Origin of the sequence: Streptomyces sp. NPDC050610 (genome assembly GCF_040654875.1) — a bacterium.
Classification (GTDB): domain Bacteria; phylum Actinomycetota; class Actinomycetes; order Streptomycetales; family Streptomycetaceae; genus Streptomyces.
On record NZ_JBFAIV010000003.1, the window covers coordinates 307,561 to 329,768 of the forward strand.

The following is a 22,208-nucleotide window of genomic DNA, read 5'->3' on the forward strand; positions in this document are numbered from 1 at the left end:
ACCGCGCCGCCGCGGCGCACCGATGCCTCCGTAGCGAGCGGCCAGGGGTCCGTATCGCATCAGTAGGTCAGTAGGCGGGCCGGTGTTTCCCCCGATGTGGGCGGGGCGGGCCGAGGCGCACGGTGAAGACCGTAAGCGTCCGACCCCACGAAAAGAGCCCCGAAATGCCCGAGCTCATCGAGACCCTCACCGAACCGGCTCCCGCTCCCGCCCCCGTCGCCGCCCCGGCCGTCACGGCGCCCGAGCAGACGCAGACGCCTGCACAGGCACCGGAACAGGCACCCGAGCAGGCACCGGAACCGGAACCGGCCCTGGAGCCGTTCGTCGACCCGCTGCGGATTCCCCCGGTCCTGCGGCCGGAGCCCGACCCGGAGACCGGCCTGGCCGAGCTGACCGTCACGACCCGCCCGGTCCTGCTGCCCCTGCACTCGCAGCTCCCGCCGTCGCTCATGTGGGCGTACGACGGGCAGCTCCCCGGCCCGACCGTCGAGGTACGGCGCGGCACCCGGCTGCGGGTGGCGTGGACCAACGGGCTGAGCGGCCCGTACCCCCTGATCAAGGTGGAGACCAAGGTCCAGGCGAACACCATGCGCCCCGGCTACGACCCGGACGCGGACACGTTCGACCGCCGGGCGCCGAAGCTGCCGGCCTGGACGGTGGTGCATCTGCACGGTGCGCGCACCGGCGGCGGCAACGACGGCTGGACGGACAACGCGGTGGCGCCGGGTGAGACGCAGCTCTCCGAGTACGCCAACGACCAGGCGGCGGCCACGCTCTGGTACCACGACCACGCCATGAACATCACCTCGCTGAACGTGATGACGGGCCTGGCCGGCATGTACTGGATACGCGATGAGGAGGAGGAAGCCCTCGGCCTGCCGGAAGGCGCCCAGGAGATCCCGCTCATGCTGTGCGACCGGAACCTGGACACCGACTGGGAGGGCCGCCTCACCGGCCGGCTGATGCACAAGGTCTTCCGCAACGAGCAGGATGTGCCGCTGCCCTTCTACGGGCCGTACACCCTGGTCAACGGCGTCGTCCAGCCGCATCTGGAGGTGGCCGCGCGCTGGTACCGCTTCCGGATGGTCAACGGCTCGAACGCCCGCTTCTTCACCCTGCGGCTCTGCTACGAGGACGGGACGCCGGTGGAGCGGGAGCTCGTGGACCGGGCCTTCCACCAGATCGGCACGGACAGCGGGCTGCTGCCCGAACCCGAGCCGCTGCCCGCCGAGGGGCTGACCCTCGCGCCGGGCGAACGCGCCGACGTGCTGGCCGACTTCTCCGTGCTGCGGGGGGCGCGCGTGCACTGGGCCAACGTCTCGACCAACCCGCCGGGCCCGGCGCCGTCGCCCCAGGTGATGCAGTTCCGGGTCGAGGACCGGGAGAGCGACGATCCGTTCGCGCTGCCGCCCCGCCTCAGCCCGTCGTACGAGCGGCTGAGCCACGCCACCGCTCCCGACCACGAGCACCGGTGGGTCGTGCTGACCCCGCCGGACGTGACCGGGATGCCGATGATGTGGGAGATGGAGACCGTCGAGGACGCCTCGTCGGTGCCGATTCCCAGCGACGGCGTGGTCCAGGTTCGCCTGCCGGGCCGGCCGCTGCTGACGCTGCGCCGGGTGGCGACGCTGTTCGACGACGCGACGACGTTCATGGTGCGCCAGGACGGCTGGGAGCAGTGGAACGTCCTCAATCTGGGCGGGCCGGTGCACCCCTTCCACATCCACCTGGTCCGGTTCCAGGAGACGCGGCGGCAGAACTTCGACGCCCGCGGGTTCCAGCGGCTGCTGCGCGCCGACGGCACCGTACGCGGCTACGGCACGGTCACGCCCGTCACCTTCACCGAGGAGGTGCCGACCGAGGGCGCCGGCCGCGGCTGGAAGGACACCGTGCGGGTCGGCGACGTCACTCCCCCGCCGGCCGGGTCCGGCCAACTGGTCTCCGTACTGGGCCGGTTCGACGGCGCGAGCGGCCGCTACATGTACCACTGCCACATCCTCGAACACGAGGACGAGGCCATGATGCGCCCGTTCACGGTGATGCCCGGCCAGGTCATGGACATGCACCCCGGCATGGGCCACGGCACGGAACACGGGGGCGGGGGCGGCCATGACTCGGGCGGCGGCCACGGCATGGAACACGGAATGGAAGGCGGAATGGAAGGCGGTCGGTCGTCATGACCTCCCTGGACCGCCCGCCCGCCGCCGCCCACCCCGAGACACCGAAGGAGCGAACCGCCATGACTGCCATGGCCGACTGCCCCGGACCGCACCGCGGCGAAGGACACCGCGTACGGCCCACCGGCGGCCAGACCCGCGCCCTCCCCCTGGAGAGCCCGGCCGAACTGTCCGAACGGCTGCCGCTGACCTACCACGCCGCCCACACCGTCACGGCGTCCCGGCACGAGATCGTCCGGGTCCTCGACGGCCAGGACGACCGGCTGCTCGTGATCGCCGGACCGTGCTCCGTGCACGACCGGGCGGCCGCCCTCGACTACGCCGCCCGGCTGCGGGCCGCCGCCGCCGAACTCTCCGACGACCTGCTCGTCGTGATGCGGGTCTACGGCGAGAAGCCGCGCACCTGCCTGGGCTGGCCGGGCCTGGTCGGCGACCCCGGCCTGGACGGCGGGGCCGACGTCGGCCGGGGCCTGGCCGAGACCCGGTCCCTGATGCTCGACATCGCCGAGTCCGGGCTGCCCGTCGGCTGCGAGTGGGTCAACCCGCTCACCCCCGCGTACCTCGGCGACGTCGTCGGCTGGGGCTCCATCGGGGCCCGTACGGCGGCCAGCCAGGTGCACCGGGACCTGGCCAGCGGCCTGCCGATGCCGATCGGCGTCAAGAACACCGTCGACGGCTCGACGGGGATCGCGATCGACGCGATACGGGCGGCCGCCGCCCCGCACGCCTTCCTCGGCGCGTCCGCCGACGGGCCCGTTTCGGTGCTGCGCACCAGCGGCAACCCGCACTGCCACCTCGTACTGCGCGGCGGCGTGGACGGCCCCAACTACGGTGCGGCGCACGTCCGCCGGGCCGGCCGGTCGCTGGCCGACGCCGGGCTGCCGTCCCGGGTCGTCGTGGACGTCAGCCACGGCAACAGCGGCAAACAGCACGAGCGGCAGCACGCGGTGGCCGAGGACCTGGCCGTACGGATCGCCGACGGCGACGCCACGCTCCGCGGGGTGCTGCTGGAGAGCTTCCTGACGCCCGGCCGCCAGGACCGCTCCCCCGCGAAACCGCTCGTCTACGGACAGAGCATCACCGACGCCTGCATCGGCTGGGACGAGACCGCCGACCTCCTGCGCGAGCTCGCCGGCGCCGCCCGCGCCCGCCGCGCCGGCTCCCTCCCCCGCGCCCGGGACGGCGCGGCGGAATGGGCCTCGGCCGCCCTGGGGTCCGCTCAACTCATGGAAAGGCGATGAGCCCCCGTGACCACCTCGCTCCGCTACCCCAGCACGGACCGCCGGGCTTCGGAGGACCGGTCCCCGGACCGGTCGGCCCCGCGCCCCTTCGATCTCGGCGACGTCGCCCGGTTCACCAGCCCGCTGACGCGGATGCTGCTCGCCAGCGACGGCCTGACCACCACGCTGCTGGAGTCCGCGCTCCGCACTCCGCTGCGGCTGCGCGTCCTGCACCAGGGCGTGGGGCCCGCCGCCGCGCAGGACGCCCTGGTCCGCCGGTGCCTCGGCGTCGGCGGGGACGAGCCGGTCCTGCTGCGCCGGTCGGCGACGGCCGACGCCGAGCTGACGCCCGTATCGCTGAACAGCGTCGTCGCGCTGGTGCCCGACGACCCCGCGCTGGCCGCGTGCGTGCGCAGCGCCCGTACCCCGATCGGCTACGGGCTCCGGGCGGCGGGCGCCATGCGCGTCCGGCGGCTGGTGGAGGTGGGCGTGGCCGGCTGGGAGCGCGACGGGCGCGTACTGCCGGCCGTGTTCAAGTCCTATGTGGTGCTGGACGGGGAACTGCCCTGGCTGTTCATCCGGGAGCTCTTCAACCCTCTGCTGATTCCCGCTGGGCGGGACAGCGGCGGGCGGGGGTCGCCGGTCGGCGGGCGGGCTCACCCGCTGGAGGCGGTCCCGGACACCGGGGCGTCTTCGGGGCGGGCGCCGCGCGAGCAGGTCGGCGGGGGGACGCGGCCGCTCACGGTACGGACTCCGGAACCGGCGCCGGTGTCAGCCTCGGCACCGACACCGATATCGACACCGGCCGCGGCCCCAGGAACGAGCAGTACACCAGCCTCGGCCGCGGCCCCAGGAACGACCAATGAGGCGTTCTGGCTTCAGTTCGGCGGGCAGGCCACGGGGGCGCTGCTGGCGGCGGCCGCGGGGCTGGTCCGGTACGCGACGGGGGCGCCGGTGACCGTCGTCACCGGCGACCACCCGGCGCCGGGCCGCTTCCCCCGCGAGGCCCGGTGGATCGCCAAGGAGTACGGAGCGGCGAACGGTTCGGCCGCGCCCTGGCTCGGCGATTTCCCGCAGATGATGGCGTTCCTGGACGACTGCCCGCCCGCGGTCGCCGACCGCGTCCAATGGGCGGCCGACGGCCGTACGCCCTCCCCGGGCACGGCTGTCGGGCTGCCGGTGCGGCCCGGCTGCCGGCCCCGCGAGGTCGCCGCGCGGTGCGCGGCCCTGAACCCCGGTCGCGAGCCGGGACGGCTCGTCCTGTCCGTGCGGCTCGCGCCGGAGCGCATTCTCGCCGAACTGCCCGCTCTCATCGAGGCGGTCGCGGCCACCGACACCCCGGTGACGTGGGTGTGTGCTCCCCGGCCCGGTGGGGCTACGGCCGCCGCCGAGGTCGCCACGTTCTTCGACACCCACTATTCGATGGGCAGCCGACCGGGCGGGCTGCTGCTCGACGATCCCGGGTGCGGCCACGCCGAGGCCCTGCGGACGGTGCACGCCGCCGCGACGGCCTGGCAGCCCGCGCCATGAGACCCGGCTCTTCGCCTTCTCCCCTCCGCAAGGAGTACGCATGTACCCGAACCACCACTCCGGCACCGCCCTTATCGACGAACAAGGGCCCTTGTCCCACGGCGAGTTGCTATCGGCGGTGGCGGCCAGGGCCGCCGAACTCGCCGCCGCTGGCCTGCGGTCCGGCGATCGCGCCCTCCTCTGCCGCCCCAACGGGCGGCAATGGGTCATCGACTATCTGGCACTGGCGGAGCTGAACGCCGTGAGCGTCCCGCTCAACGCGGCCTCCGCACCGGACGAGATCCGCCACGCGCTGAGCGACAGTTCGGCCGCCCGCACCCTCACCGCCCTTCCGGTGGCCCGCGACGGGCCCGGCGCCCCGCCCCGAGCGGTCGCGGCGGACCTCTCCGAGATCGCCGCCATCGCCTACACATCCGGCACCACCGGCCGCCCGAAAGGCACGCTCCAGACGCACCGCGCGGTCCGCCTCGGCGGTGAACACATCGCGGATCGGCTGGAGTTGGGGCCCTGCGACACCGTGCTCAGCCCGCTTCCGCTCGCCCACACCTTCGGCGCCAACGTACTGAACGCCGCGCTCTGCTCCGGAGCCACGCTCGTACTCCTGGCCCGGTTCTCCGAGGAGGCCGTCGCCGGGGCGCTGCGCCGCCACCGGCCCACCGTGCTGGCCGGCGTGCCCACCATGTACCGCAGGCTGCTGGCCTGCCCCGGGCTGCCGCTGGAGTCGGTGCGCTGCTCCCTCTCGGCGGGCCAGCCGGCCGGGCGGCGGCTCGCCGTCCGGTGGCAGGAGCGCTCCGGCGCCGTCTTCGCCGAGGGCTGGGGCATGACCGAACTGGCGGGCCTCGCCTCGCTCACCCCCGCCGACGACCCGGACCATCCGGGCACCTCCGGGCCGGCCGTGCCGGGCACTGCCGTACGCACCGGCGAGGACGGCGAGTTGCTGGTGAGCGGCCCGCTGGTCACGCCCGGCTATCTCAACGCCCCCGAGGCCACCGCGCGGGCCCTGGGGCCTGACGGCGCGCTGCGCACCGGGGATATCGGGAGGGTGGGCCGGGACGGCGAGATCACGGTCGTGGACCGGCTCAAGGACGTGATTCTGTGCGGTGGTTACTCCGTCTATCCGGCGGAGGTGGAGCGGGTGATCGCCGCTCACCCGGACGTGGCCGCCGTCGCCGTCACGGCGATGCCGGACGCGGTGCGCGGCGAGGTCCCCCGCGCCTGGATCGCCGCCGTCCCCGGTCGGCGCCCGGACGGCAAGGCCATCGTCGCCCACTGCCGGGAACAGCTGGCTCCGTACAAGATTCCGCGCCGTACGACGTTTCTTCCCCAACTCCCCACCACCGCGGGTGGAAAGATCGCGCGCGCCCAACTCACAGACTAGGTGACCATCATGACCAGCCGTCATTCATCCACTTCACCCTCCGTACTGATCGTCGGCGCGGGCCCCGTCGGCCTGGCCGCCGCGCTGCTGCTGCGCGCCCGCGGGCTGGGCGTCACCGTGCTGGAGGCCGCGGCGCGGGGCGCGCCCCGGCCGGGCAGCCGGGCTATCTTCCTGCACCGGCAGTCCCTGGCCACGCTGGCCGGCGCCGATCCGGCGCTCGGCGCGGCGCTCGTCGGCCGGGGGCTGGTATGGAGCGGGCACAGCACGCACTACGCGGGCCGCGAGGTGCACCGCCGTACGTACCACCCGCCCCCGGCGCACCGGGCGCCGTTCTCCTGCCTCCCGCAGCCCGTCATCGAGGAGGAGCTGCGGGCCGCCTGCGGCCGGGCCGGGGTGGACGTCCGCTGGGAGGAGCCGGTCGGCTCGCTGTCCTCGGCGCCGGACGGGGTGCTGGTGCGGACCCCTGCGGGTGTGCACCGCGCCGCGTACGCGATCGGCTGCGACGGGGCCCGGTCGGCGGTCCGCGAGGCCATCGGCGCGGGGCTGCGCGGGCCGCGCTCCCCGCATACGTTCGTCGTCCTCGACGTCGCGGACGACCCCGGTCATCCGCTGCCCGCGGAGCGGGCCTTCCACTACCGCGATCCGCGGCTGGGCGGCCGGAACGTGCTGACCGCTCCCTTCCGCGGCGGCCTGCGCGTGGATGTGCAGTGCGGACGCGGGGACGACGCCGACGCCGTGGCCTCGTCGGCGGCCGACTGGCTGCCCGCCCTGCTGCCCGAGGGGCACCCCGACGCCGTCACCTGGTCCTCGCGGTACCGCTTCCAGCAGGCCGTCGCGGACGTCTTCGCCGACGCGCACGGCCGGGTGTTGCTCGCCGGGGAGGCCGGGCACCTCTTCGCGCCGTTCGGCGCGCGCGGCCTGAACTCCGGCATCGCCGACGCCGCGGCGGCCGCGACGGCGCTGACCGACGGCGACGTCGCCGGTTACGCGAGCGCCCGCCGCGAGGCCGCGACCCTCAACTGCCGTGCCGCGGGCCGCGTTCTGGCGCACCTCACCTCGCCGTGGAGCCGCGGCGCGCAGCGCCTGGCCGCCGCCTCGGCCCCGCACTCCCGCCGCGCGGGCCGCTGGCTGGACTCGACTCCGTACGGCCCGCGCGACGCCGGAATTCCCGGCAGCAGGTACTGAGTTGAGGTGGATTCCACGGCGGCTCATAAGCTGCCCTCCGCCCCGCCGGCACCCTCCTTTCGCGCGCCGCTTCCTCTACCATGTGCCCCCAGCGTCGAGGGGTCGGGAGCCGAAGCCATGTCGCAACCGGGGCGGATCGAGCACGATTATGTGATCGTGGGCGCGGGGTCGGCGGGCAGCGTGATCGCACGGCGCCTGCTCGACCAGGGGCGTTCGGTGCACGTGCTGGAGGCCGGGCCGGCCGACGACGACCCGGCGGTGCACAGCCCGCAGGGGTGGCCCGCACTGCTGGGCTCGAAGGTGGACTGGTCGGTCATGACCGTCCCTCAGCGTCACGCGAACAACAGGTCGTTGTTCTGGCCACGCGGCAAAGTACTGGGCGGCAGCAGCTCGTTGAACGGCATGATCTACATTCGCGGCCACCGGAGCGACTACGACTCCTGGGCGTACGGCGGCTGCCCCGGCTGGGACTGGGACAGCGTGCTGCCGTACTTCCTGCGCTCCGAGGACCACGCCGACGGCCCGAGCGCCTGGCACGGCCGGGGCGGCCCGCTCCCCGTCGCCCGGATCGCCGAACCCCACCCCACCGCCGAGGCGTTCGTGGCGGCGGCGGTCGATCTGGGGCACGCGCCGACGGACGACTTCAACGGCGAGCGGATGACGGGCGTGGGCCTCAACCACGTCACGATCCGCGACGGCCGGCGGATGAGCGCGTGGCAGAGCTTCATGGCGCCGGTGGCCGCGCATCCGGCGCTGAAGGTGAGCGCCGCCGCGCGGGCGCACCGGGTGCTGCTGGAGGGCGGCCGGGCCGTCGGCGTCGAGTACGCGGCCGGCGGCGCGCTCCACCAGGCGTACGGGACGGCGGAGGTGGTGCTGTGCGGCGGCGTGATCGGGTCGGCCCAGTTGCTGCTGCTGTCCGGCATCGGGCCCGCGGACCAGCTCCGGCGGGTCGGGGTCGAGGTCGCCGCGGACCTGCCCGGGGTCGGTGCGAACCTCCACGACCACCTGCTGGTCAGCAATGTCTACGAGGCGTCGCGGCCGCTGCCGGAGGGGCGGGCGAACCTCCTGGAGAGCCAACTGTTCGCGTCGACCGACGCGCGGCGGCCGGGCCCCGATCTTCAGCCGCTGTTCATGCACCTGGTCTACCCGGCCGAGTCCTATCCGGTGCCCGAGCACGGCTACACCATCGCCCCCGGCATCGTGCGCCCCCTCTCCCGCGGCGCCCTGCGGCTGGCCTCGGCGGACCCGGAGGCCGCCCCGCTTGTGGACCCCAACGTGCTGGCGGAGCCGCACGATCTGGAGTCGCTGGTGGACGCGGTGGAGCTGGCGCGGGAGATCGGCCGCAGCGCGCGGTTCGACGGCTGGCGGAAGGCGGAGGCCGCCCCGGGTCCGGACGCCCGTACCCGCGCCGACCTGCGCGCCTATGTGCGCCGCGCGGTCGGCACGTACCACCATCAGGTCGGTACGTGCCGGATGGGGCAGGACTCGCTGGCGGTCGTCGGCCCCGAGCTGCGGGTGCACGGCGTCGCGGGGCTGCGGGTCGCGGACGCGTCGGTCATGCCGTCGGTCCCCTCCGGGAACACCAACGCCCCGACCATCATGATCGGCGAGAAGGCCGCCGACCTCCTGCTCGGAGGCGGGGCCGATGGGGGGCCGTTGTAGGGTCGCCCCCGTGAATCATGGCGACGGGGTGCGGATACGGGACGCGGACACGGCGGACGCGGCGGTGATCGCGCGTATCCATCTGGCGTCCCGCGCGGCGACGATGCCGTACCTCCCGGCGCAGCGGCGCGGTGAGGACGAGGTCACGTGGTGGATCGAGCACGTCGTGTTCAAGGAGTGCCGGGTGTGGGCCGCGGTCCTGGGCGAGGAGGTGCTGGGCTACGCCGCCCTTGAGGGAGACATGCTGGAACATCTCTATCTGCGCCCGGACGTCCGCCGCCGGGGCATCGGCACGCTGCTCCTCGACGAGGCCAGGCGGCACAGCCCGGACGGGATGTCGCTGCGCGTGTTCCAACTCAACACGGACGCCCGACGCTTCTACGAGCACCATGGCTTCACCGTGCTCGACACGAACGACGGCAGCCGGAACATGGAGAACCTGCCTGACATGACCATGCGCTGGACGCCGGACGCCCCGCCCAAGTAGACGGGGGAGCGCCCGGGGCCGGCCTTTCGATCAGCGTCGCCCCGTGCCCGTCTTCACGGCTCCGTGCGGGCCGCGAGCCAGCCGGCTCCGCGGGCCGCCAGCGCGCGGCGGCGCTGCCACCGCGACCGGGGCGGCACGATCCCGCCGCCGCCCGTGGACGCGGCGGCGGACGCGGCCGCGGTCGCCTCGGTGACGGCGGCGAGGCGCCGCCCCGCCCGCGCGAGGTCGGCCATGAGCTGATCTCTGCGCGCCCCGGGGGCGGTGGTGCGCAGGGCGGTATACAGGCCCTCGACCTGGGCCACGGCCGCCCCGATCCGGAGGTTCGCGCTGCCGGTCGGCGGTTGCTGCTCCTGCGACAACTCCACTGCCCCTTCCCCTTGATCCATCGGACCCGCGAGTTGCTCAATTGCGCAAGCTTGCAACTATATTAGCGACCCCGCCCCCGGCTCACCTGTGTGGTTCTCGTCATAGACGCTTGCGAGCTTGCGTGACCAGGCAACTCACTCGGCGAGCGAGCCATCTCACTGACCGAAGAGCACAGGCACGGCCGGAACGGGCTGGCCGGGGGAAGCCGGCAGACCGCCGAACGAACTGGTGAGAGCGGACGTATGCAAGAACAGCAGACACGGGCAGCAGGCGGCGGACGGGCCCGCCGGAGCGCTCGCGGCGCCCCGTATCCCCCGCTGGAGCGGCCCGCCCCCGGGGAGCCCGCCGCTCCCGGAGCGGTCGGCGCGCGCGGGTCCGCGCGCGCGAGCGGCGCCCCCGCCGCCCGGCGCGGCGCGGTGGCCGTGGCGCTGGTGGTGCCGCCGCTGCTGGGCGTCGCCGTGGACAGCGTGATCGGCTCCGGCCCGGGGTGGGCGCTGGCGGCCGGGGGCGCGCTCGGCGCGGCCTGGGCGACGGTCCTGGCGGCCCGGCGGCACGCCCTGTGGTGGGTGGTGCCGCTGCCCCCGCTGGTGGTGTTCGTGGTGACGGCGGGCGCGGGGCTGCTCGGCGCCGGGGCCTCCGACGGCAAGACGCTCACCACGGACCTGGTGCGCTGGGCCGTCGCCGCTTTCCCGGCGATGGCGGCCGCGGAGTGCGCGGCGCTCGCGGTACTGGCCGTACGCGGCGTGTTCGGCCTGGGGCGCGGGAGGCGTGGAAATGGCTGAGGAGCAGGGGTCCCGGCAGCCGGGGCCGAACAGGCACGGGGCCCGTGGCCGCCGCGCCCGTCCCCGGGGCGCGGGCGGCACGAAGGCCGGTACGGGCCGGCCGCCGCGGATGGTGCTGGCGCTGCGCGCCATGGTCTGGGCCGCCTCCGCCGTGGTGCTGATCTCCAGCGGCGCCGCCTGGTACGCGTACCACTCGCTGACCGACGGCATGACCACGTCGAACGCGCTGGACTCCATCAAGAAGAACGCGCCCAAGCACCTCGACAGCTCGGTGAACCTGCTGCTGATCGGCCTCGACTCGCGGAAGGACATGGACGGCAAGGACCTGTCCAAGCAGTTCGTCCAGGACCAGCTGCACGCGGGGTCCAGCGAGATCGGCTACTACAACACCAACACGCTGATCCTGATGCACATACCGAAGGGCGGCGGCAAGGTCCAGGCGTTCTCGGTGCCCCGCGACGACTATGTGCAGACCTACAACGGCGACGGTTCCGTGCAGGGCCACTTCAAGATCAAGGAGGCGTACTCCAACGCCTACGCCGGGGCCCACGACAAGCTCACCGCGAAGGGCGTGAAGGGCGCGGACCTGGAGGGCCGGAGCCGGGAGGCCGGGCGGGAGGCGACGCTGGCCACGGTGCAGAAGTTCCTGGACGTGCCGATCGACCACTTCGCCGAGGTCAATCTGCTGGGCTTCTACGACATAGCCAAGGTGCTCCAGCCGATCACGGTCTGCCTCAAGCATCCGGTGAAGGACCACTACTCGGGCGCGGACTTCCCCGCCGGGGTCTCGAAGCTCGACGCCAAGCAGTCGCTGGCCTTCGTCCGCCAGCGCCACGGGCTGCTCAACGGCGACCTGGACCGCACCCGCCGCCAGCAGGCGTTCATCTCGTCGGTCACGCACGAGCTGAAGAACCAGGGCGCGTGGAGCGATCTGGGCAAGCTGCAGGGGCTCTTCGACGTCGTGAAGAAGGACCTCGTCCTCGACAAGTCGTGGGACGTGCTGGACTTCGCCCAGCAGGCACCCAACCTCACCGGCGGCAATGTGGTCTTCCACACCCTGCCGATCACCGGCTTCGGCACCCGCAACAAGGAGTCGGTCAACCTGGTCGACCCGGACCAGGTCAGGAAGATCGTCCAGAAGGCGTTCGCCACCGCCGACGCCTCGAAGGGTTCGAAGGGGTCGAAGGACTCCGGCGGCAAGAAGTCCGAGAAGCCAGAGAAGGCCGCTTCCGGCACCGTCGACGTCCGCAACGGCAACGGGAGCACCGGAGCCGCCGACGCCGAGCTCAAGGCCCTGGTCAAGCTCGGCTACACCGGTGGCATGGCGGGCGACGCCCCGGGGCAGCCGCAGACCACGATCACCTACGGGAGCGGCGCGCAGAAGGCCGCGCAGCAGATCGCGGACCGGCTCAAGACGGCCGCGCCCACCGCGAGCGCGTCGGTACCCGCGGGACACGTCAGCATCACGCTCGGTCACGACTACAAGCTCCCGGCCGAGTCGGACGCCACGTCCGATGACGGCAAGTCGGGCGGCGACTCGGGCGACTCCTCGTCGAAATCCTCCGATGACGACAACGACACCTCGGGTCCGGCGGTGAAGGCGGGCGGCGTGCCGTGTGTGAACTGACGCCCGCGGCAACGGCGTTGAGGAGCGGAAACTTAGCGTTACCTTACTAGCGCCGAGCGTCACCTTTCGGACACCGCCGCGGCCGGGATCTCCATTCCCCCGGCCGCGGCGGCGTCTCCGGGCCGGTGCGGTCGGCGCTGCCGCTGTTCACGGCGTCAGGAGCGTGTCCCGCACTCGCCCCTGACCCGCCCCCGGAGGCGCCGGCCCGCGCGCCGCTTCGGTGGCGAATACATGCGTCACGAGCCCCCCTGGGGCCTCGGGGAGCGGCTGGAATAACACTCACATCCCCCGGAACACCCGCCTTACGTTCAATGGCGTGCGGCGGTGAACACCGGCCCAATTGCCGTGTCGAGCACCCGATCCGATCGAGGATTCGCTGACGTCCGCCGCGCGGAGCACCACGCACGTGCCAAGGTTCACGCGTCGCCGGCCGGGTCCCCTCCGATCCGTCGCCGCTCCGCCGAGCCTGCCCGGAAACCCTGCCGAACGGGGAGTGCGCAATGGCTACCTTTGTTCCCGTGGAGAGCGTGACCAGCTCCCGTGACCGCTCGCGCGTCCACTACAAGCGGTTCCACAACATCTATCTGTACGTCACCGAGAAGTGCCAACTGCGGTGCGGGCACTGCTACATGGGCGACCGGCTGGAGCGCGGGCTGTCGCTGACGTTCGACCGCGCGAGCAACATCATGGACTACTGCCGCACCCTGGGCGGCGAGTACATCACCTTCCTCGGCGGCGAGCCCACGCTCCACCCCGACCTGCCCCGCATGGTCGACTACGCCGAGGAGCTGGGCTACAAGCAGATCATGATCAACTCCAATGGTCTGCTGGAGCGCACCATCGACAAGATCGACCCGGCGAAGCTGCACTACATCTCCTTCAGCCTGGACGGCGCGAGCCCCGCCACGCACGACGCGATCCGCGGCGAGGGCATGTTCGACAGGACGGTCCCGTGCATCCGCGAGACCATCGCCGCGGGCTACGACGTGCGCCTGATCTGCACGATCTCCCAGCTCAACATCGACGACGCGGCGCCGCTCCTCGCGCTCGCCGACGAACTCGGCGTCAAGATGGTCAACTTCCACGTCTTCTCCGAGGAGGGGCGCGGGATCGCCAACGCCGACGAGTGGTCGCTCTCCCCGCAGCGCTGGATCGACTTCTACGAGTACCTGGAGTCGATCAAGGACGACTACCGGACGTCGATCTGGTACCCGCCGACCTACGCGGGCCCCCAGAAGCTGGAGCGGTACATCGACGAGGGGTACCGCGGCTGCGTCGGCTGCTCGCTCGACCGGCTGTCGATCTTCCCGGACGGCCGCTGCTACGTCTGCTCGGTGCTGTTCGACGAGCCGATGCACTTCGCCACGATGACCGACCGCGGGCTGCGGCTGAACCGCCAGCACAACGAGTTCGAGCTGTTCACCCAGGCCGCCTTCCAGGCCAAGGACGAGCCGTGGCTGAGCGGCTGCCCCGCCGAGGAGGTGCTCGCCAAGAACGGCAAGCCCCAGAAGCCCGAGGGGCTCGTGTCGATGTGCCGGCTGTGGAAGTCCCAGGCGTGACACCGAGTTGGCCGGAGGGGCCTTCGGGCGCCGGGGTGCGCCCCGGCGCCCGGGAAGAGGAGAGAGCACAGACATGGCCGTAGCCCCACCCGAGGAGGCAGTCGCCGGCCGCCCGGCCGCCGCGGTACGGACCCAGGCCGCCGAGCGCGCGCGGATCAAGCTGGCCTGGCGGCAGATGCCGGTGCTCGCCGGACTCCGCCGGAGGTTCCGGCCCGAGAGGCCGCTGCGCGACGTCCGTATCGCAGCGGCCCTGCACGTCAGCCCCGAGAGCGCCCATCTGCTGGTCGCCCTCAAGGACGCCGGGGCGCACGTCCTGCTGCATCCGTCGAACCCCAGGACCGTGGACGCGGGCGCGGTGGCCGAGCTGGAGCGGCACCGTACGATCCGGGTCCTCGCCCCGGACCCGGCGGCCGGACCCGACCGGCTCGCCGAACATCTCGCCGACTTCCGGCCACAGTTGCTCATCGACAACTCCGCGCTCCTCGTCGCCTGCGGCGAACGTCCGGAAGCAGCACGGGAGTTGATCGGAGCGACCGTGCACTCGCGCAGTGGCACGCAGACCGTCGAGGCGCTGGCCGCGGCGGGCTCGCCGCTCACGGTCCCCGTCCTGTCGCTGGTGGACAACCCGCTCAAGAACGCGATCGAGACGCCCATGGGCACCGGTCAGTCCACCGCCGCCGCGGTCATCGGGGCCACCGGCATGCAGCTCAGCGGCAAGAACGTGGCGGTCGTCGGGTACGGGACCGCGGGCCGCGGCATCGCCTCCTACGTGTCGGCGCTGCGGGCCCGGGTGACGGTGGTGGACGTCTCGGCCGTGGCCTGCCTGCGGGCGGCCGCCGACGGACACGGGATCGACTCGCTGACCAACGCGCTGAGCAACGCCGACGTCGTCATCGTGGCCACCGGCACGCACGGCGTCATCGGCGGCCACGACCTGGACCTGCTGCGGGACGGCGCGGTGCTCGGCAACATCGGGCACTACGCGGACGCCATCGACGTGCCCGCGCTGGCCGCCGCGTCGAAGAAGGTCCTGTCGGTCTCCACCGGTCTCGACGAATACCAACTCCCGGACAAGTCGGTGTACTTGCTCGGTGGCGGGGTGCAGTTCAACCACGTCTGCGGGGGCGGCAACTCCAGCGAGATGATGGACCTCTCGCTCTCGCTGCACGCCCTGTGCGCCGTACGGCTGTGGGAGCGGCGCGGCGCCCTGCCGCCGGGCCTGTCGGCGGCCCCCGGGGAGCTGACGGAGGACGTGGCCCGCGCCAAGCTCAGGGCGTTGGGATACGTCGGATGACCGGCACCGCGCCGATGCCCGTACTGCGTTCCCTGGCGCGGGACTTCGGGCAGCGGCGTCCGCTCGCCGGCAGCAAGGTGGCCGCCGCCCTCAATGTCACCGGCGAGGCGGCGCAGCTCGTGCGGGTGCTCCGCGCGGGCGGCGCCCGCGTCGTCGTGGTGTCGTCCAAATCCACCACCTTCGACCCGGAGGCGGGCCGGGAGATGGCCGCGCTCGGCGCGCGGGTGCTGGACACACCGCTCCAGGAGTCGGACTCCGGCGTCCGGGAGGTGCTCGGCTTCGCGCCGGACCTGGTCGTCGACAACGGCGAACTGGCCCTGCTGTGGAGCCGTACGGACGGGGCGACGCCGGTGCTCGGCGGCACGGCCCACTCGCGGAACGCGGTGAAGAAGGTGACCGAGGCGGGCGGCGCGCTGCCGTTCCCGCTGTTCTCCGTGGCCGCCTCCTCCCTCAAGTCGGCGGTCGAGACGGCGCACGGCACGGGGCAGGCCGCGCTCCTCGGCGTGCTCGACGCCGGTGTTCAACTCGCGGGGAAGAGCGTGCTGGTGGTCGGCTACGGCGTCACTGGGCGCGCGGTCGCCGACTACGCGCGGGGGTGCCACTGCCGCGTCGAGGTCGCCGAGGTCTCCCCGGTGGCCGCGCTGCGGGCGGTCTACGAGGGGCACCGGCTGGTGCCGCTCGACGAGGCGCTGCCCGCCGCCGATGTCGTCATCACCGTCACCGACGCGCGGCGGGTCCTCTCCCTGGAGCGGTTGCGCACTCTCAAGGACGGCGCGGTGCTCGGCGGCATCGGGCACTGCGCCGAGGAGATCGACCGGGCGGCGCTCGCCATGGCCGCCACCGGCCGGACGGCCGCGCCCGGACGGGTCGACTACGTCCTGGACGGCAAGCGGCTGACCCTCCTGGAGGGGCCCGGCGGCAACCACGTCTACGCGGGGATCAACCCGCCGGAGATGATGGACATCTCCCTGGCGCTGCACGCCCTGTGCCTGACCCACCTCGCCGCGCGGCCGGCTCCGCCCGACGGCCTGCCGCCGCGGCTGCTGCCGGTGCCCGCCGAGGTGGAGGCGGAGGTGGCCCGGCGCAAGCTCGCCGCGCTCGGCCACGACTGGCTGCCGGACCCGGACCGGGAGGCTTCGTGAACGTCCTCGTCCGCGGCGTCATCAGCGCGCTCGGGCAGTGCGTCCTCGCCGCCGAACTGGCCCTGCCCCGCTTCCACTTGGAGTACTCAGGCGCGGACGACCCGGACCGGGAGGCAAAGTTCGGCCGGTGCGACGTCATCATGGTGGATCAGGAGCCGCTCGGCGAAGCGGACTTCGCGCTCCTGCGCCGCGTCCGCCTGGTGCAGCGCCTGGGCCGCGGACAGTACGACATCACTGGGGAGCTGGCCGCCGCCCGGGCGCACGGCGTGCCGGTGGCGCACAACAAGTCCGGCTTCGCGGCGGCGGCCACCGCCGAACACACCGTCATGGCAGCGCTGGCGCTGCTGCGCCGGCTGCCCGACGCCGACGCGTTCGTACGCTCCGGCGAGTGGCGCGCCTCGAACCGGTTCGACGCGGCGACCCGGCAGCTGGCCGGCGCCTCGGTGGCGCTGGTGGGCATGGGCCGGGTCGGCACGGCCGCGGCCCGGCTGCTGTCGGCCTTCGGCGCCGACGTCGGCTACTTCTCCCGCACCCGGCTCACCCCGCCCCGGGAGCGCGAACTCGGCGTCCGCTACCGCCCGTTGGCCGAACTGCTGCCCGCCGCCGACGTGGTGAGCCTGCACGTACGGGCCGACGCCGCCGACTACCGCTTCGGCGCGGAGGAGTTCGCGCTCATGCGCCCGGGCGGCTACTTCGTCAACACCTCGCGCGGCGGCCTGGTGGACGAGGCCGCCCTGGCGGCCGCGCTGCGCTCCGGCCGCCTCGCCGGGGCCGCGCTCGACGTGTTCGCCGCCGAGCCGCTCGGCCCCGGCTCGCCGCTCGACGGGGCCCCGAATCTGCTTCTGACACCCCATATCGCCGGTCGCACCCGGGAGGTAGCCGAGATGTACTTCCGCTCCGCCTGCGCCAACATCGTCCGTCTGGAGGAAGGGCAACCGTTGCGGGACCTCATCGAGCCCATGGCGCGGGGTGCTCACTGATGCTCGTCCTGGGAATCAACTTCGGCTTCCACGACCCCTCCGCCGCGCTGCTGGAGGACGGCAGGCTGCTGGCCATGGCCGAGCAGGAGCGGTTCAGCCGCCGCAAGCGGGCCCGGCTGGAGATGCCCATCGAGGCCGTACGGTCCTGTCTGCGGCAGGCCGGCGCACGCGCCGCCGACGTCGCGGCCATCGCCACCGGCTGGGACATCGACCGCTTCGAACCGGCGCTGCCCGCCGCGCCCCACCTGGAGCTGGACAACGCCCTGCCCGCCGAGTTCGACCGCCCGCTGCGGCCGAAGGCGGTGCCGGTCGCCCACCATCTGTCGCACGCGGCCAGCGCCCTGTGGTCCAGCGGCTTCGACGAGGCGGCCATCGTGGTGGTGGACGGGCAGGGCGAGCGGGAGTCCAGTTCGATCGCGTACGGCGACGGGGACGGCATCCGGACGCTGGCGAGCTACCCGGTCAACGCCTCCCTCGGCCACTTCTACCGGGCGGCCACCCAGTACGCGGGCCTGGAGACCGCCAACTCCCGCGGCGAGGGCAAGCTGATGGGGCTGGCCGCGTACGGCCGGGCACGGGAGCCGATGCCGCTGGTCACCGAGGACGGCGGCCCCGCCATCGCGGAGGAGCTGCGGGTCGGGCACACCGCGGACACCCGTACCGAGATGCGCGACGCGCTGCTGTCCTTCTGGCGGCGGACCGCGTTCCCGTACCTGGACGGGCAGCACGCGGAGCAGATGGTGTACGCCAACTTCGCGGCCTCCGCGCAGGCCGCCCTGGAGCAGGCGCTGCTCGACCTCGCCCGGCACGCCCGCGACGCGACGCGCAGCAGGCGGCTGGTGGTGGCCGGAGGCGTCGCGCAGAACTGCTCCGCCAACTCCCGCATCGCCGCCAGCGGCCTCTTCGACGAGTACTATTTCCTGCCCGTCGCCCACGACCCCGGCGTCAGCCTCGGCGCCGCGCTCCAGGTCGCCCACGCGCACGCCCGCGCGACGGGCGGGGCGTTCACCCCCACCCGCATCGACCACGCCTACTGGGGGCCCGGCCCAGACGACGCGCAGCTCGCCCAGGCACTGCGGGCGGACGGGCTGCACGTCGTACGGGTGCCGGAGACCGAGCTGATCGGCCACGTCGCGACCGCCATGACCGAGGGCCGGATCGTCGGCTGGTGCTCGGGGCGCGCGGAGATCGGGCCGCGTGCGCTCGGCGCGCGCAGCGTGCTCGCCGACCCCAGGAGCCGGGAGATCGTCTCCCGGCTCAACCGGATCAAGGGGCGCGAGATCTGGCGCCCGCTCGCGCCGAGCGTCCTGGCCGAGCGGTTCGACACGTACTTCGACGCCCCGCACCGCTCCCCGTTCATGAACGTGTCGGCGACCGTACGGCCCGAGGTGCGCTCCCGCGTACCGGCCGTCGTACACGTCGACGGCACGGCCCGCCCGCAGTCGGTGGACCGCGAGCACAGCCCCCGGTACTGGTCGCTGATCCACCGCTTCGAGGAGCTGACCGGGGTGCCGGTCGTGCTCAACACCTCGTTCAACCTGGCGGGCGAACCCATCGTGAACACCCCCGCCGACGCGGTCCGCACCTTCCTCGGCAGCGAACTCGACCTGCTGGTGCTCGGGCCGTGGCTGGCCGCGAAGGACCCGGCGCTGCTGCCGGGCGGACCGGCCGCCGCCGTCACCGGGGCGGCCGGGGCGGCGGGAGCGACAGGGACGGTAGGGGCGGCGGAGACGGCAGAGGCCGAGGTGGATCATGCGTCACTCGGCGGGTGACGGCCGGGCGGCCCGTACGGGCGCGGGCGCGGAGGCCCGTACGGGCACGGGCTCCAGGGTCCGTACGGGCGCGAGCCCCGCGATCCGTACGGGCACGGCCCCCGGAGCCCGTATGGGCGCTGACGCCCGTTGATCGCCGCCGTCTGGATGCTGCTGCTGCGCGACGGCTGCGTCCTGCTGTCCCGGCGGCGCGGCACCGGCTACCGGGACGGCTGGCTCAGCCTGGTCGGCGGGCATCTGGAGGACGACGAGAGCGTGCGGCAGGGCGCCGTCCGGGAGGCCCGTGAGGAGGTCGGCGTGGTGGCGGCGCCCGAGGCCGTCGACGTCGTGTCGGTCGTGCACCGCCGGGCCGACGGGAGCCGGGTCGACTTCTTCACCGCGTGCCGGAGCTGGACGGGCGCCCCGGTCAACGCCGAGCCCGCCAAGTGTTCCGAGCTGCTGTGGAGCCCGGTGCGCGAGCTGCCCGCCGACGTCATTCCGTATATGCGCACCGCCGTCGCCAACTACCGCGCGGGGGTCTGGTTCGAAAGCTTGGACTGGCCGGAGCCGCCGCCCCGAACGGCCACCGGCTCCCCGCACACCGCTGAGCTGCGCCGTTCGTGATGTCCTGCTCGTTCGCCAACCAGGTCATCACGCAGGTGGAGCTGTTCTCCGCGCGCGGGCGGTACGAGCGCCAGGTCCACCGGTGGCCGAAGGAGCTGGACGAGAAGGTCGCGCGCACCCATGTGCGGGCACTGGGGGGCGAGTTGACGGAATTGACGGACGATCAGTCCAAGTACATCGGCATCCCCGTCCGGGGTCCGTACAAGCCGGAGCACTACTGCTACTGAGCACCACTCCCGTCCCCGACCGAACCGGGCGGGCACGCCCTCCAGGCCGAACCGAGGTGGTCACGATGCACGGAAACGGACAGTCGGGGTACGGGACCGATTTCGACTTCGGTTCGGCCGAGTACGGGCAGCGGTGGCCGGAGATCTACCGCGAGCTGCGGGAACGCCGCCCCGTGGCCCGCTCCGAGCGGCACGGCGGGTTCTGGGTGGTCTCCAGCGAGGAGACCGTCGCCGCCGTGGCCGGCGACGACGCCACGTACTCCTCCGACCACGACCCCACGGGGGAGCGCGGCGGCTTCCGCGGCGTCGGCGTGCCCTTCTCGTCCGGGACCCGCAGCATCCCGCAGGAGGTGGACCCGCCCGAGTTCTTCCGCTACCGGCGGCTGCTCGGCCCGCGGTTCTCGCACACCGCGTGCGAGGTGTGGCGGCCGTGGCTGTCCGGCCTCACCGCCGCGCTGCTGGACGAGCGGATCGAGTCCGGGCGGATCGACCTCGTCGGCGACCTCGGGTTCCCGCTGCCCGCCTGCTTCGTGGTCGCCTGGCTCGGGCTGCCCGCCGAGGACTGGCGGGAGCTGACCCACCCCTTCCACACGCTGGTCTCCAGCACACCCGGCAGCGCGGAGCACACCGAGGCCGGGCGGCTGCTGGACGAGGTGCTCGCCCTGCTCCGGGGCGTGGTCGCGGACCGCCGCCGGTCGCCGCGCGCCGATCTGATCAGCTATCTGACGGCCGAGGCGGCGCACCTCACCGACGAAGAGGCCGTCAGCGTCTGCCAGTTGCTGTTCTTCGGCGGCGCGGACAGCACCACCGCGCTGCTCGGCCGGAGCCTGGAGTGGCTGGCCCGCCACCCGGACGAGCGCCGCCGGATCGCCGGTGATCCGGCGCTGCTGGACAGCGCGACGGATGAATTCCTGCGCTACTTCTCCCCCATCCACTTCAACGCCCGTACGGTGACCCGCGATCACGAGCTGGGCGGCTGCCCGTTGCGGGCGGGCGACCGGGTGCTGATCTCCTGGGCGGCCGCCAACCACGACCCGGCGGCCGTGGACTCCCCCGAACTGCTGCGCGTGGACCGTGCGTCGGCCCGGCACCTCGCGTTCGGGGCGGGCATCCACCGCTGCCTGGGGGCCCATTTCGCCCGGCTGATGTTCCAGACCATGCTCAGCGCCGTCCTGGAGCGGCTGCCGGACTACGAGGTGATCGGGTCGGAGGCCGTCGACTATCCGTCAGTGGGTCAGGTCAACGGTTTCGTGTCGCTGCCCGCGACGTTCACGAAGGGCGAGCGACGAGGCCCGGGCCTGCCGGCCGCACTGCGGGCGGTCCCCGAGGTTCCGGTCATCCCCGTTGCGGGGAACGGCAATTGAGACAGGGACCCACCGAACTCCTGCTGGTGCGTCACGGCGAATCGGTGAGCAGCCGTACGGGCACGGTCGGCGGCCCGATGGGCTGCGGAGGTCTCACGGAGACCGGCCGGGAACAGGTGCGGCGGCTGGCCCGGCGGCTGCGTGAAGACCACGCCCGGCGCCCCGTCGACGCCCTGTACACCTCGCCGCTACGCCGCGCGCGGGAGAGCGCCCGTATCGTCTCGGCGGCCCTCGGCCTGCCCGCGGTCACCGAGCCCGGCCTGCGCGAGGCGGACTGCGGCACGGGCGACGGACGCCCCTGGCGGGAGGTCGTCGACGCCTTCGGCGGCACGCCCGTACTCAGCCCCGACCGTCCGCTGGCACCGGACGGCGAGAGCTGGGGCGCGTACCTGGCACGGGTACGGACCGCGGTGGACCGGCTCCTGGAGCGGCACGCGGGGCAGCGGGTACTGGTCGTGGCGCACGGCGAGACGATCACGGCGGTCAACCAGCTCCTGCTCGACCTTCCGGCGGGCGTACGGGCGCACACCTCGTTCACATCGGGCCCGGCCTGTCTGACGCACTGGGCGCGGCGGCCGCTGCCGTGGCCGCCGCCGGGTGACCGGCTGGGGTGGACGCTGCTGTGCCACAACGATGTGAGCCATCTGAACTGACCGGCGAGCGGCCGCCAGTCAGCCGAGCCGCCGGGCGGCCGAGCCGGCGGGCGGCCGAGCCGGCGGGCGAACCGGGCGCGGTACGCGGTGCGTACCGTCCGCGGCCTTCGCCGTCCCACCGGCCGCCCACCAGGGCCCGGTCCGCCCGGAGAGGCGCCGCCGGCCGGGCGGCCGGGCAGCCGGTCGGTCAGGCCGTCAGG

The 22,208-nt window shown here is 73.5% G+C and carries 20 protein-coding genes; 19 read left to right on the forward strand and 1 reads right to left on the reverse strand.

Annotation, left to right across the window (positions count from 1 at the left end):
• The first annotated feature begins 164 nt into the window (after positions 1 to 164).
• The 7 genes from AB0I22_RS05685 (at position 165) to AB0I22_RS05715 (ending at position 9,639) form a co-directional block, all read left to right on the forward strand.
• Positions 165 to 2,180 (forward strand): multicopper oxidase domain-containing protein, encoded by a 2,016-nt coding sequence (locus AB0I22_RS05685; protein WP_363129361.1) that lies wholly within the window; start codon positions 165 to 167, stop codon positions 2,178 to 2,180.
• 59 nt (positions 2,181 to 2,239) lie between these two features.
• Entirely contained in the window at positions 2,240 to 3,418 is a 1,179-nt protein-coding gene (locus AB0I22_RS05690) for a 3-deoxy-7-phosphoheptulonate synthase (RefSeq protein ID WP_363129362.1), read from the forward strand.
• Positions 3,419 to 3,424: 6 nt separating this feature from the next.
• On the forward strand, positions 3,425 to 4,927 hold the full coding sequence (locus AB0I22_RS05695; protein WP_363129363.1) for a 3-deoxy-7-phosphoheptulonate synthase: 1,503 nt from the start codon (positions 3,425 to 3,427) through the stop codon (positions 4,925 to 4,927).
• 40 nt (positions 4,928 to 4,967) lie between these two features.
• Positions 4,968 to 6,305, forward strand: a complete 1,338-nt coding sequence (locus AB0I22_RS05700) for an AMP-binding protein (protein ID WP_363129364.1) — start codon at positions 4,968 to 4,970, stop codon at positions 6,303 to 6,305.
• Between the two features lie 9 nt (positions 6,306 to 6,314).
• Positions 6,315 to 7,490, forward strand: coding sequence for an FAD-dependent monooxygenase (locus AB0I22_RS05705; protein WP_363129365.1), 1,176 nt, complete (start codon positions 6,315 to 6,317; stop codon positions 7,488 to 7,490).
• A gap of 117 nt (positions 7,491 to 7,607) precedes the next feature.
• Positions 7,608 to 9,152, forward strand: coding sequence for a GMC family oxidoreductase N-terminal domain-containing protein (locus tag AB0I22_RS05710; protein ID WP_363129366.1), 1,545 nt, complete (start codon positions 7,608 to 7,610; stop codon positions 9,150 to 9,152).
• A 10-nt stretch (positions 9,153 to 9,162) separates the two neighbouring features.
• Entirely contained in the window at positions 9,163 to 9,639 is a 477-nt protein-coding gene (locus AB0I22_RS05715; RefSeq protein ID WP_363129367.1) for a GNAT family N-acetyltransferase, read from the forward strand.
• A gap of 53 nt (positions 9,640 to 9,692) precedes the next feature.
• On the opposite strand, the gene AB0I22_RS05720 is transcribed toward AB0I22_RS05715, so the two are convergent.
• The gene (locus AB0I22_RS05720) at positions 9,693 to 10,004 is read right to left on the reverse strand and encodes a hypothetical protein (protein WP_363129368.1); all 312 of its coding nucleotides are present in this window, start codon (positions 10,002 to 10,004) and stop codon (positions 9,693 to 9,695) included.
• Positions 10,005 to 10,247: 243 nt separating this feature from the next.
• On the opposite strand from AB0I22_RS05720, the gene AB0I22_RS05725 reads away from it, so the two are divergent.
• The 12 genes from AB0I22_RS05725 to AB0I22_RS05780 all read left to right on the forward strand — a co-directional run bounded on the left by AB0I22_RS05725 (position 10,248) and on the right by AB0I22_RS05780 (position 22,008).
• Positions 10,248 to 10,787 (forward strand): DUF6542 domain-containing protein, encoded by a 540-nt coding sequence (locus AB0I22_RS05725; RefSeq protein ID WP_363129369.1) that lies wholly within the window; start codon positions 10,248 to 10,250, stop codon positions 10,785 to 10,787.
• Entirely contained in the window at positions 10,780 to 12,414 is a 1,635-nt protein-coding gene (locus AB0I22_RS05730; RefSeq protein WP_363129370.1) for an LCP family protein, read from the forward strand. Before AB0I22_RS05725 ends, AB0I22_RS05730 begins: the two co-directional genes overlap by 8 nt.
• 500 nt (positions 12,415 to 12,914) lie before the next feature.
• Positions 12,915 to 13,973, forward strand: a complete 1,059-nt coding sequence (locus AB0I22_RS05735) for a radical SAM protein (protein ID WP_363129371.1) — start codon at positions 12,915 to 12,917, stop codon at positions 13,971 to 13,973.
• Between the two features lie 73 nt (positions 13,974 to 14,046).
• On the forward strand, positions 14,047 to 15,267 hold the full coding sequence (locus AB0I22_RS05740) for an adenosylhomocysteinase (protein ID WP_363129372.1): 1,221 nt from the start codon (positions 14,047 to 14,049) through the stop codon (positions 15,265 to 15,267).
• Positions 15,264 to 16,409, forward strand: a complete 1,146-nt coding sequence (locus AB0I22_RS05745) for an NAD(P)-dependent oxidoreductase (protein WP_363129373.1) — start codon at positions 15,264 to 15,266, stop codon at positions 16,407 to 16,409. The genes AB0I22_RS05740 and AB0I22_RS05745 overlap by 4 nt, the downstream gene beginning before the upstream one ends.
• On the forward strand, positions 16,406 to 17,389 hold the full coding sequence (locus AB0I22_RS05750; RefSeq protein ID WP_363129374.1) for an NAD(P)-dependent oxidoreductase: 984 nt from the start codon (positions 16,406 to 16,408) through the stop codon (positions 17,387 to 17,389). Before AB0I22_RS05745 ends, AB0I22_RS05750 begins: the two co-directional genes overlap by 4 nt.
• The gene (locus tag AB0I22_RS05755; RefSeq protein ID WP_363129375.1) at positions 17,389 to 19,161 is read left to right on the forward strand and encodes a carbamoyltransferase C-terminal domain-containing protein; all 1,773 of its coding nucleotides are present in this window, start codon (positions 17,389 to 17,391) and stop codon (positions 19,159 to 19,161) included. The genes AB0I22_RS05750 and AB0I22_RS05755 overlap by 1 nt, the downstream gene beginning before the upstream one ends.
• Entirely contained in the window at positions 19,142 to 19,294 is a 153-nt protein-coding gene (locus AB0I22_RS05760) for a hypothetical protein (RefSeq protein ID WP_363129376.1), read from the forward strand. Before AB0I22_RS05755 ends, AB0I22_RS05760 begins: the two co-directional genes overlap by 20 nt.
• Positions 19,291 to 19,764, forward strand: a complete 474-nt coding sequence (locus AB0I22_RS05765; protein ID WP_363129377.1) for an NUDIX domain-containing protein — start codon at positions 19,291 to 19,293, stop codon at positions 19,762 to 19,764. Before AB0I22_RS05760 ends, AB0I22_RS05765 begins: the two co-directional genes overlap by 4 nt.
• Positions 19,764 to 19,991 carry an adenosylhomocysteinase gene (locus AB0I22_RS05770; protein WP_363129378.1) on the forward strand — a complete coding sequence of 76 codons (228 nt, stop codon included), beginning with the start codon at positions 19,764 to 19,766 and terminating at the stop codon, positions 19,989 to 19,991. The genes AB0I22_RS05765 and AB0I22_RS05770 overlap by 1 nt, the downstream gene beginning before the upstream one ends.
• A gap of 65 nt (positions 19,992 to 20,056) precedes the next feature.
• Positions 20,057 to 21,355 (forward strand): cytochrome P450, encoded by a 1,299-nt coding sequence (locus AB0I22_RS05775; RefSeq protein WP_363129379.1) that lies wholly within the window; start codon positions 20,057 to 20,059, stop codon positions 21,353 to 21,355.
• Positions 21,352 to 22,008 carry a histidine phosphatase family protein gene (locus tag AB0I22_RS05780; RefSeq protein ID WP_363129380.1) on the forward strand — a complete coding sequence of 219 codons (657 nt, stop codon included), beginning with the start codon at positions 21,352 to 21,354 and terminating at the stop codon, positions 22,006 to 22,008. Before AB0I22_RS05775 ends, AB0I22_RS05780 begins: the two co-directional genes overlap by 4 nt.
• Positions 22,009 to 22,208: the final 200 nt, after the last annotated feature.

Coding starts and splice junctions, on each gene's coding strand:
- AB0I22_RS05710 (WP_363129366.1), top strand. CDS start 7,608: ATGTCGCAACCGGGGCGGATCGAGCACGATTATGTGATCGTGGGCGCG.
- AB0I22_RS05755 (WP_363129375.1), top strand. CDS start 17,389: ATGCTCGTCCTGGGAATCAACTTCGGCTTCCACGACCCCTCCGCCGCG.
- AB0I22_RS05690 (WP_363129362.1), top strand. CDS start 2,240: ATGACTGCCATGGCCGACTGCCCCGGACCGCACCGCGGCGAAGGACAC.
- AB0I22_RS05735 (WP_363129371.1), top strand. CDS start 12,915: ATGGCTACCTTTGTTCCCGTGGAGAGCGTGACCAGCTCCCGTGACCGC.
- AB0I22_RS05760 (WP_363129376.1), top strand. CDS start 19,142: ATGCGTCACTCGGCGGGTGACGGCCGGGCGGCCCGTACGGGCGCGGGC.
- AB0I22_RS05685 (WP_363129361.1), top strand. CDS start 165: ATGCCCGAGCTCATCGAGACCCTCACCGAACCGGCTCCCGCTCCCGCC.
- AB0I22_RS05745 (WP_363129373.1), top strand. CDS start 15,264: ATGACCGGCACCGCGCCGATGCCCGTACTGCGTTCCCTGGCGCGGGAC.
- AB0I22_RS05730 (WP_363129370.1), top strand. CDS start 10,780: ATGGCTGAGGAGCAGGGGTCCCGGCAGCCGGGGCCGAACAGGCACGGG.
- AB0I22_RS05775 (WP_363129379.1), top strand. CDS start 20,057: ATGCACGGAAACGGACAGTCGGGGTACGGGACCGATTTCGACTTCGGT.
- AB0I22_RS05740 (WP_363129372.1), top strand. CDS start 14,047: ATGGCCGTAGCCCCACCCGAGGAGGCAGTCGCCGGCCGCCCGGCCGCC.
- AB0I22_RS05770 (WP_363129378.1), top strand. CDS start 19,764: ATGTCCTGCTCGTTCGCCAACCAGGTCATCACGCAGGTGGAGCTGTTC.
- AB0I22_RS05700 (WP_363129364.1), top strand. CDS start 4,968: ATGTACCCGAACCACCACTCCGGCACCGCCCTTATCGACGAACAAGGG.
- AB0I22_RS05725 (WP_363129369.1), top strand. CDS start 10,248: ATGCAAGAACAGCAGACACGGGCAGCAGGCGGCGGACGGGCCCGCCGG.
- AB0I22_RS05705 (WP_363129365.1), top strand. CDS start 6,315: ATGACCAGCCGTCATTCATCCACTTCACCCTCCGTACTGATCGTCGGC.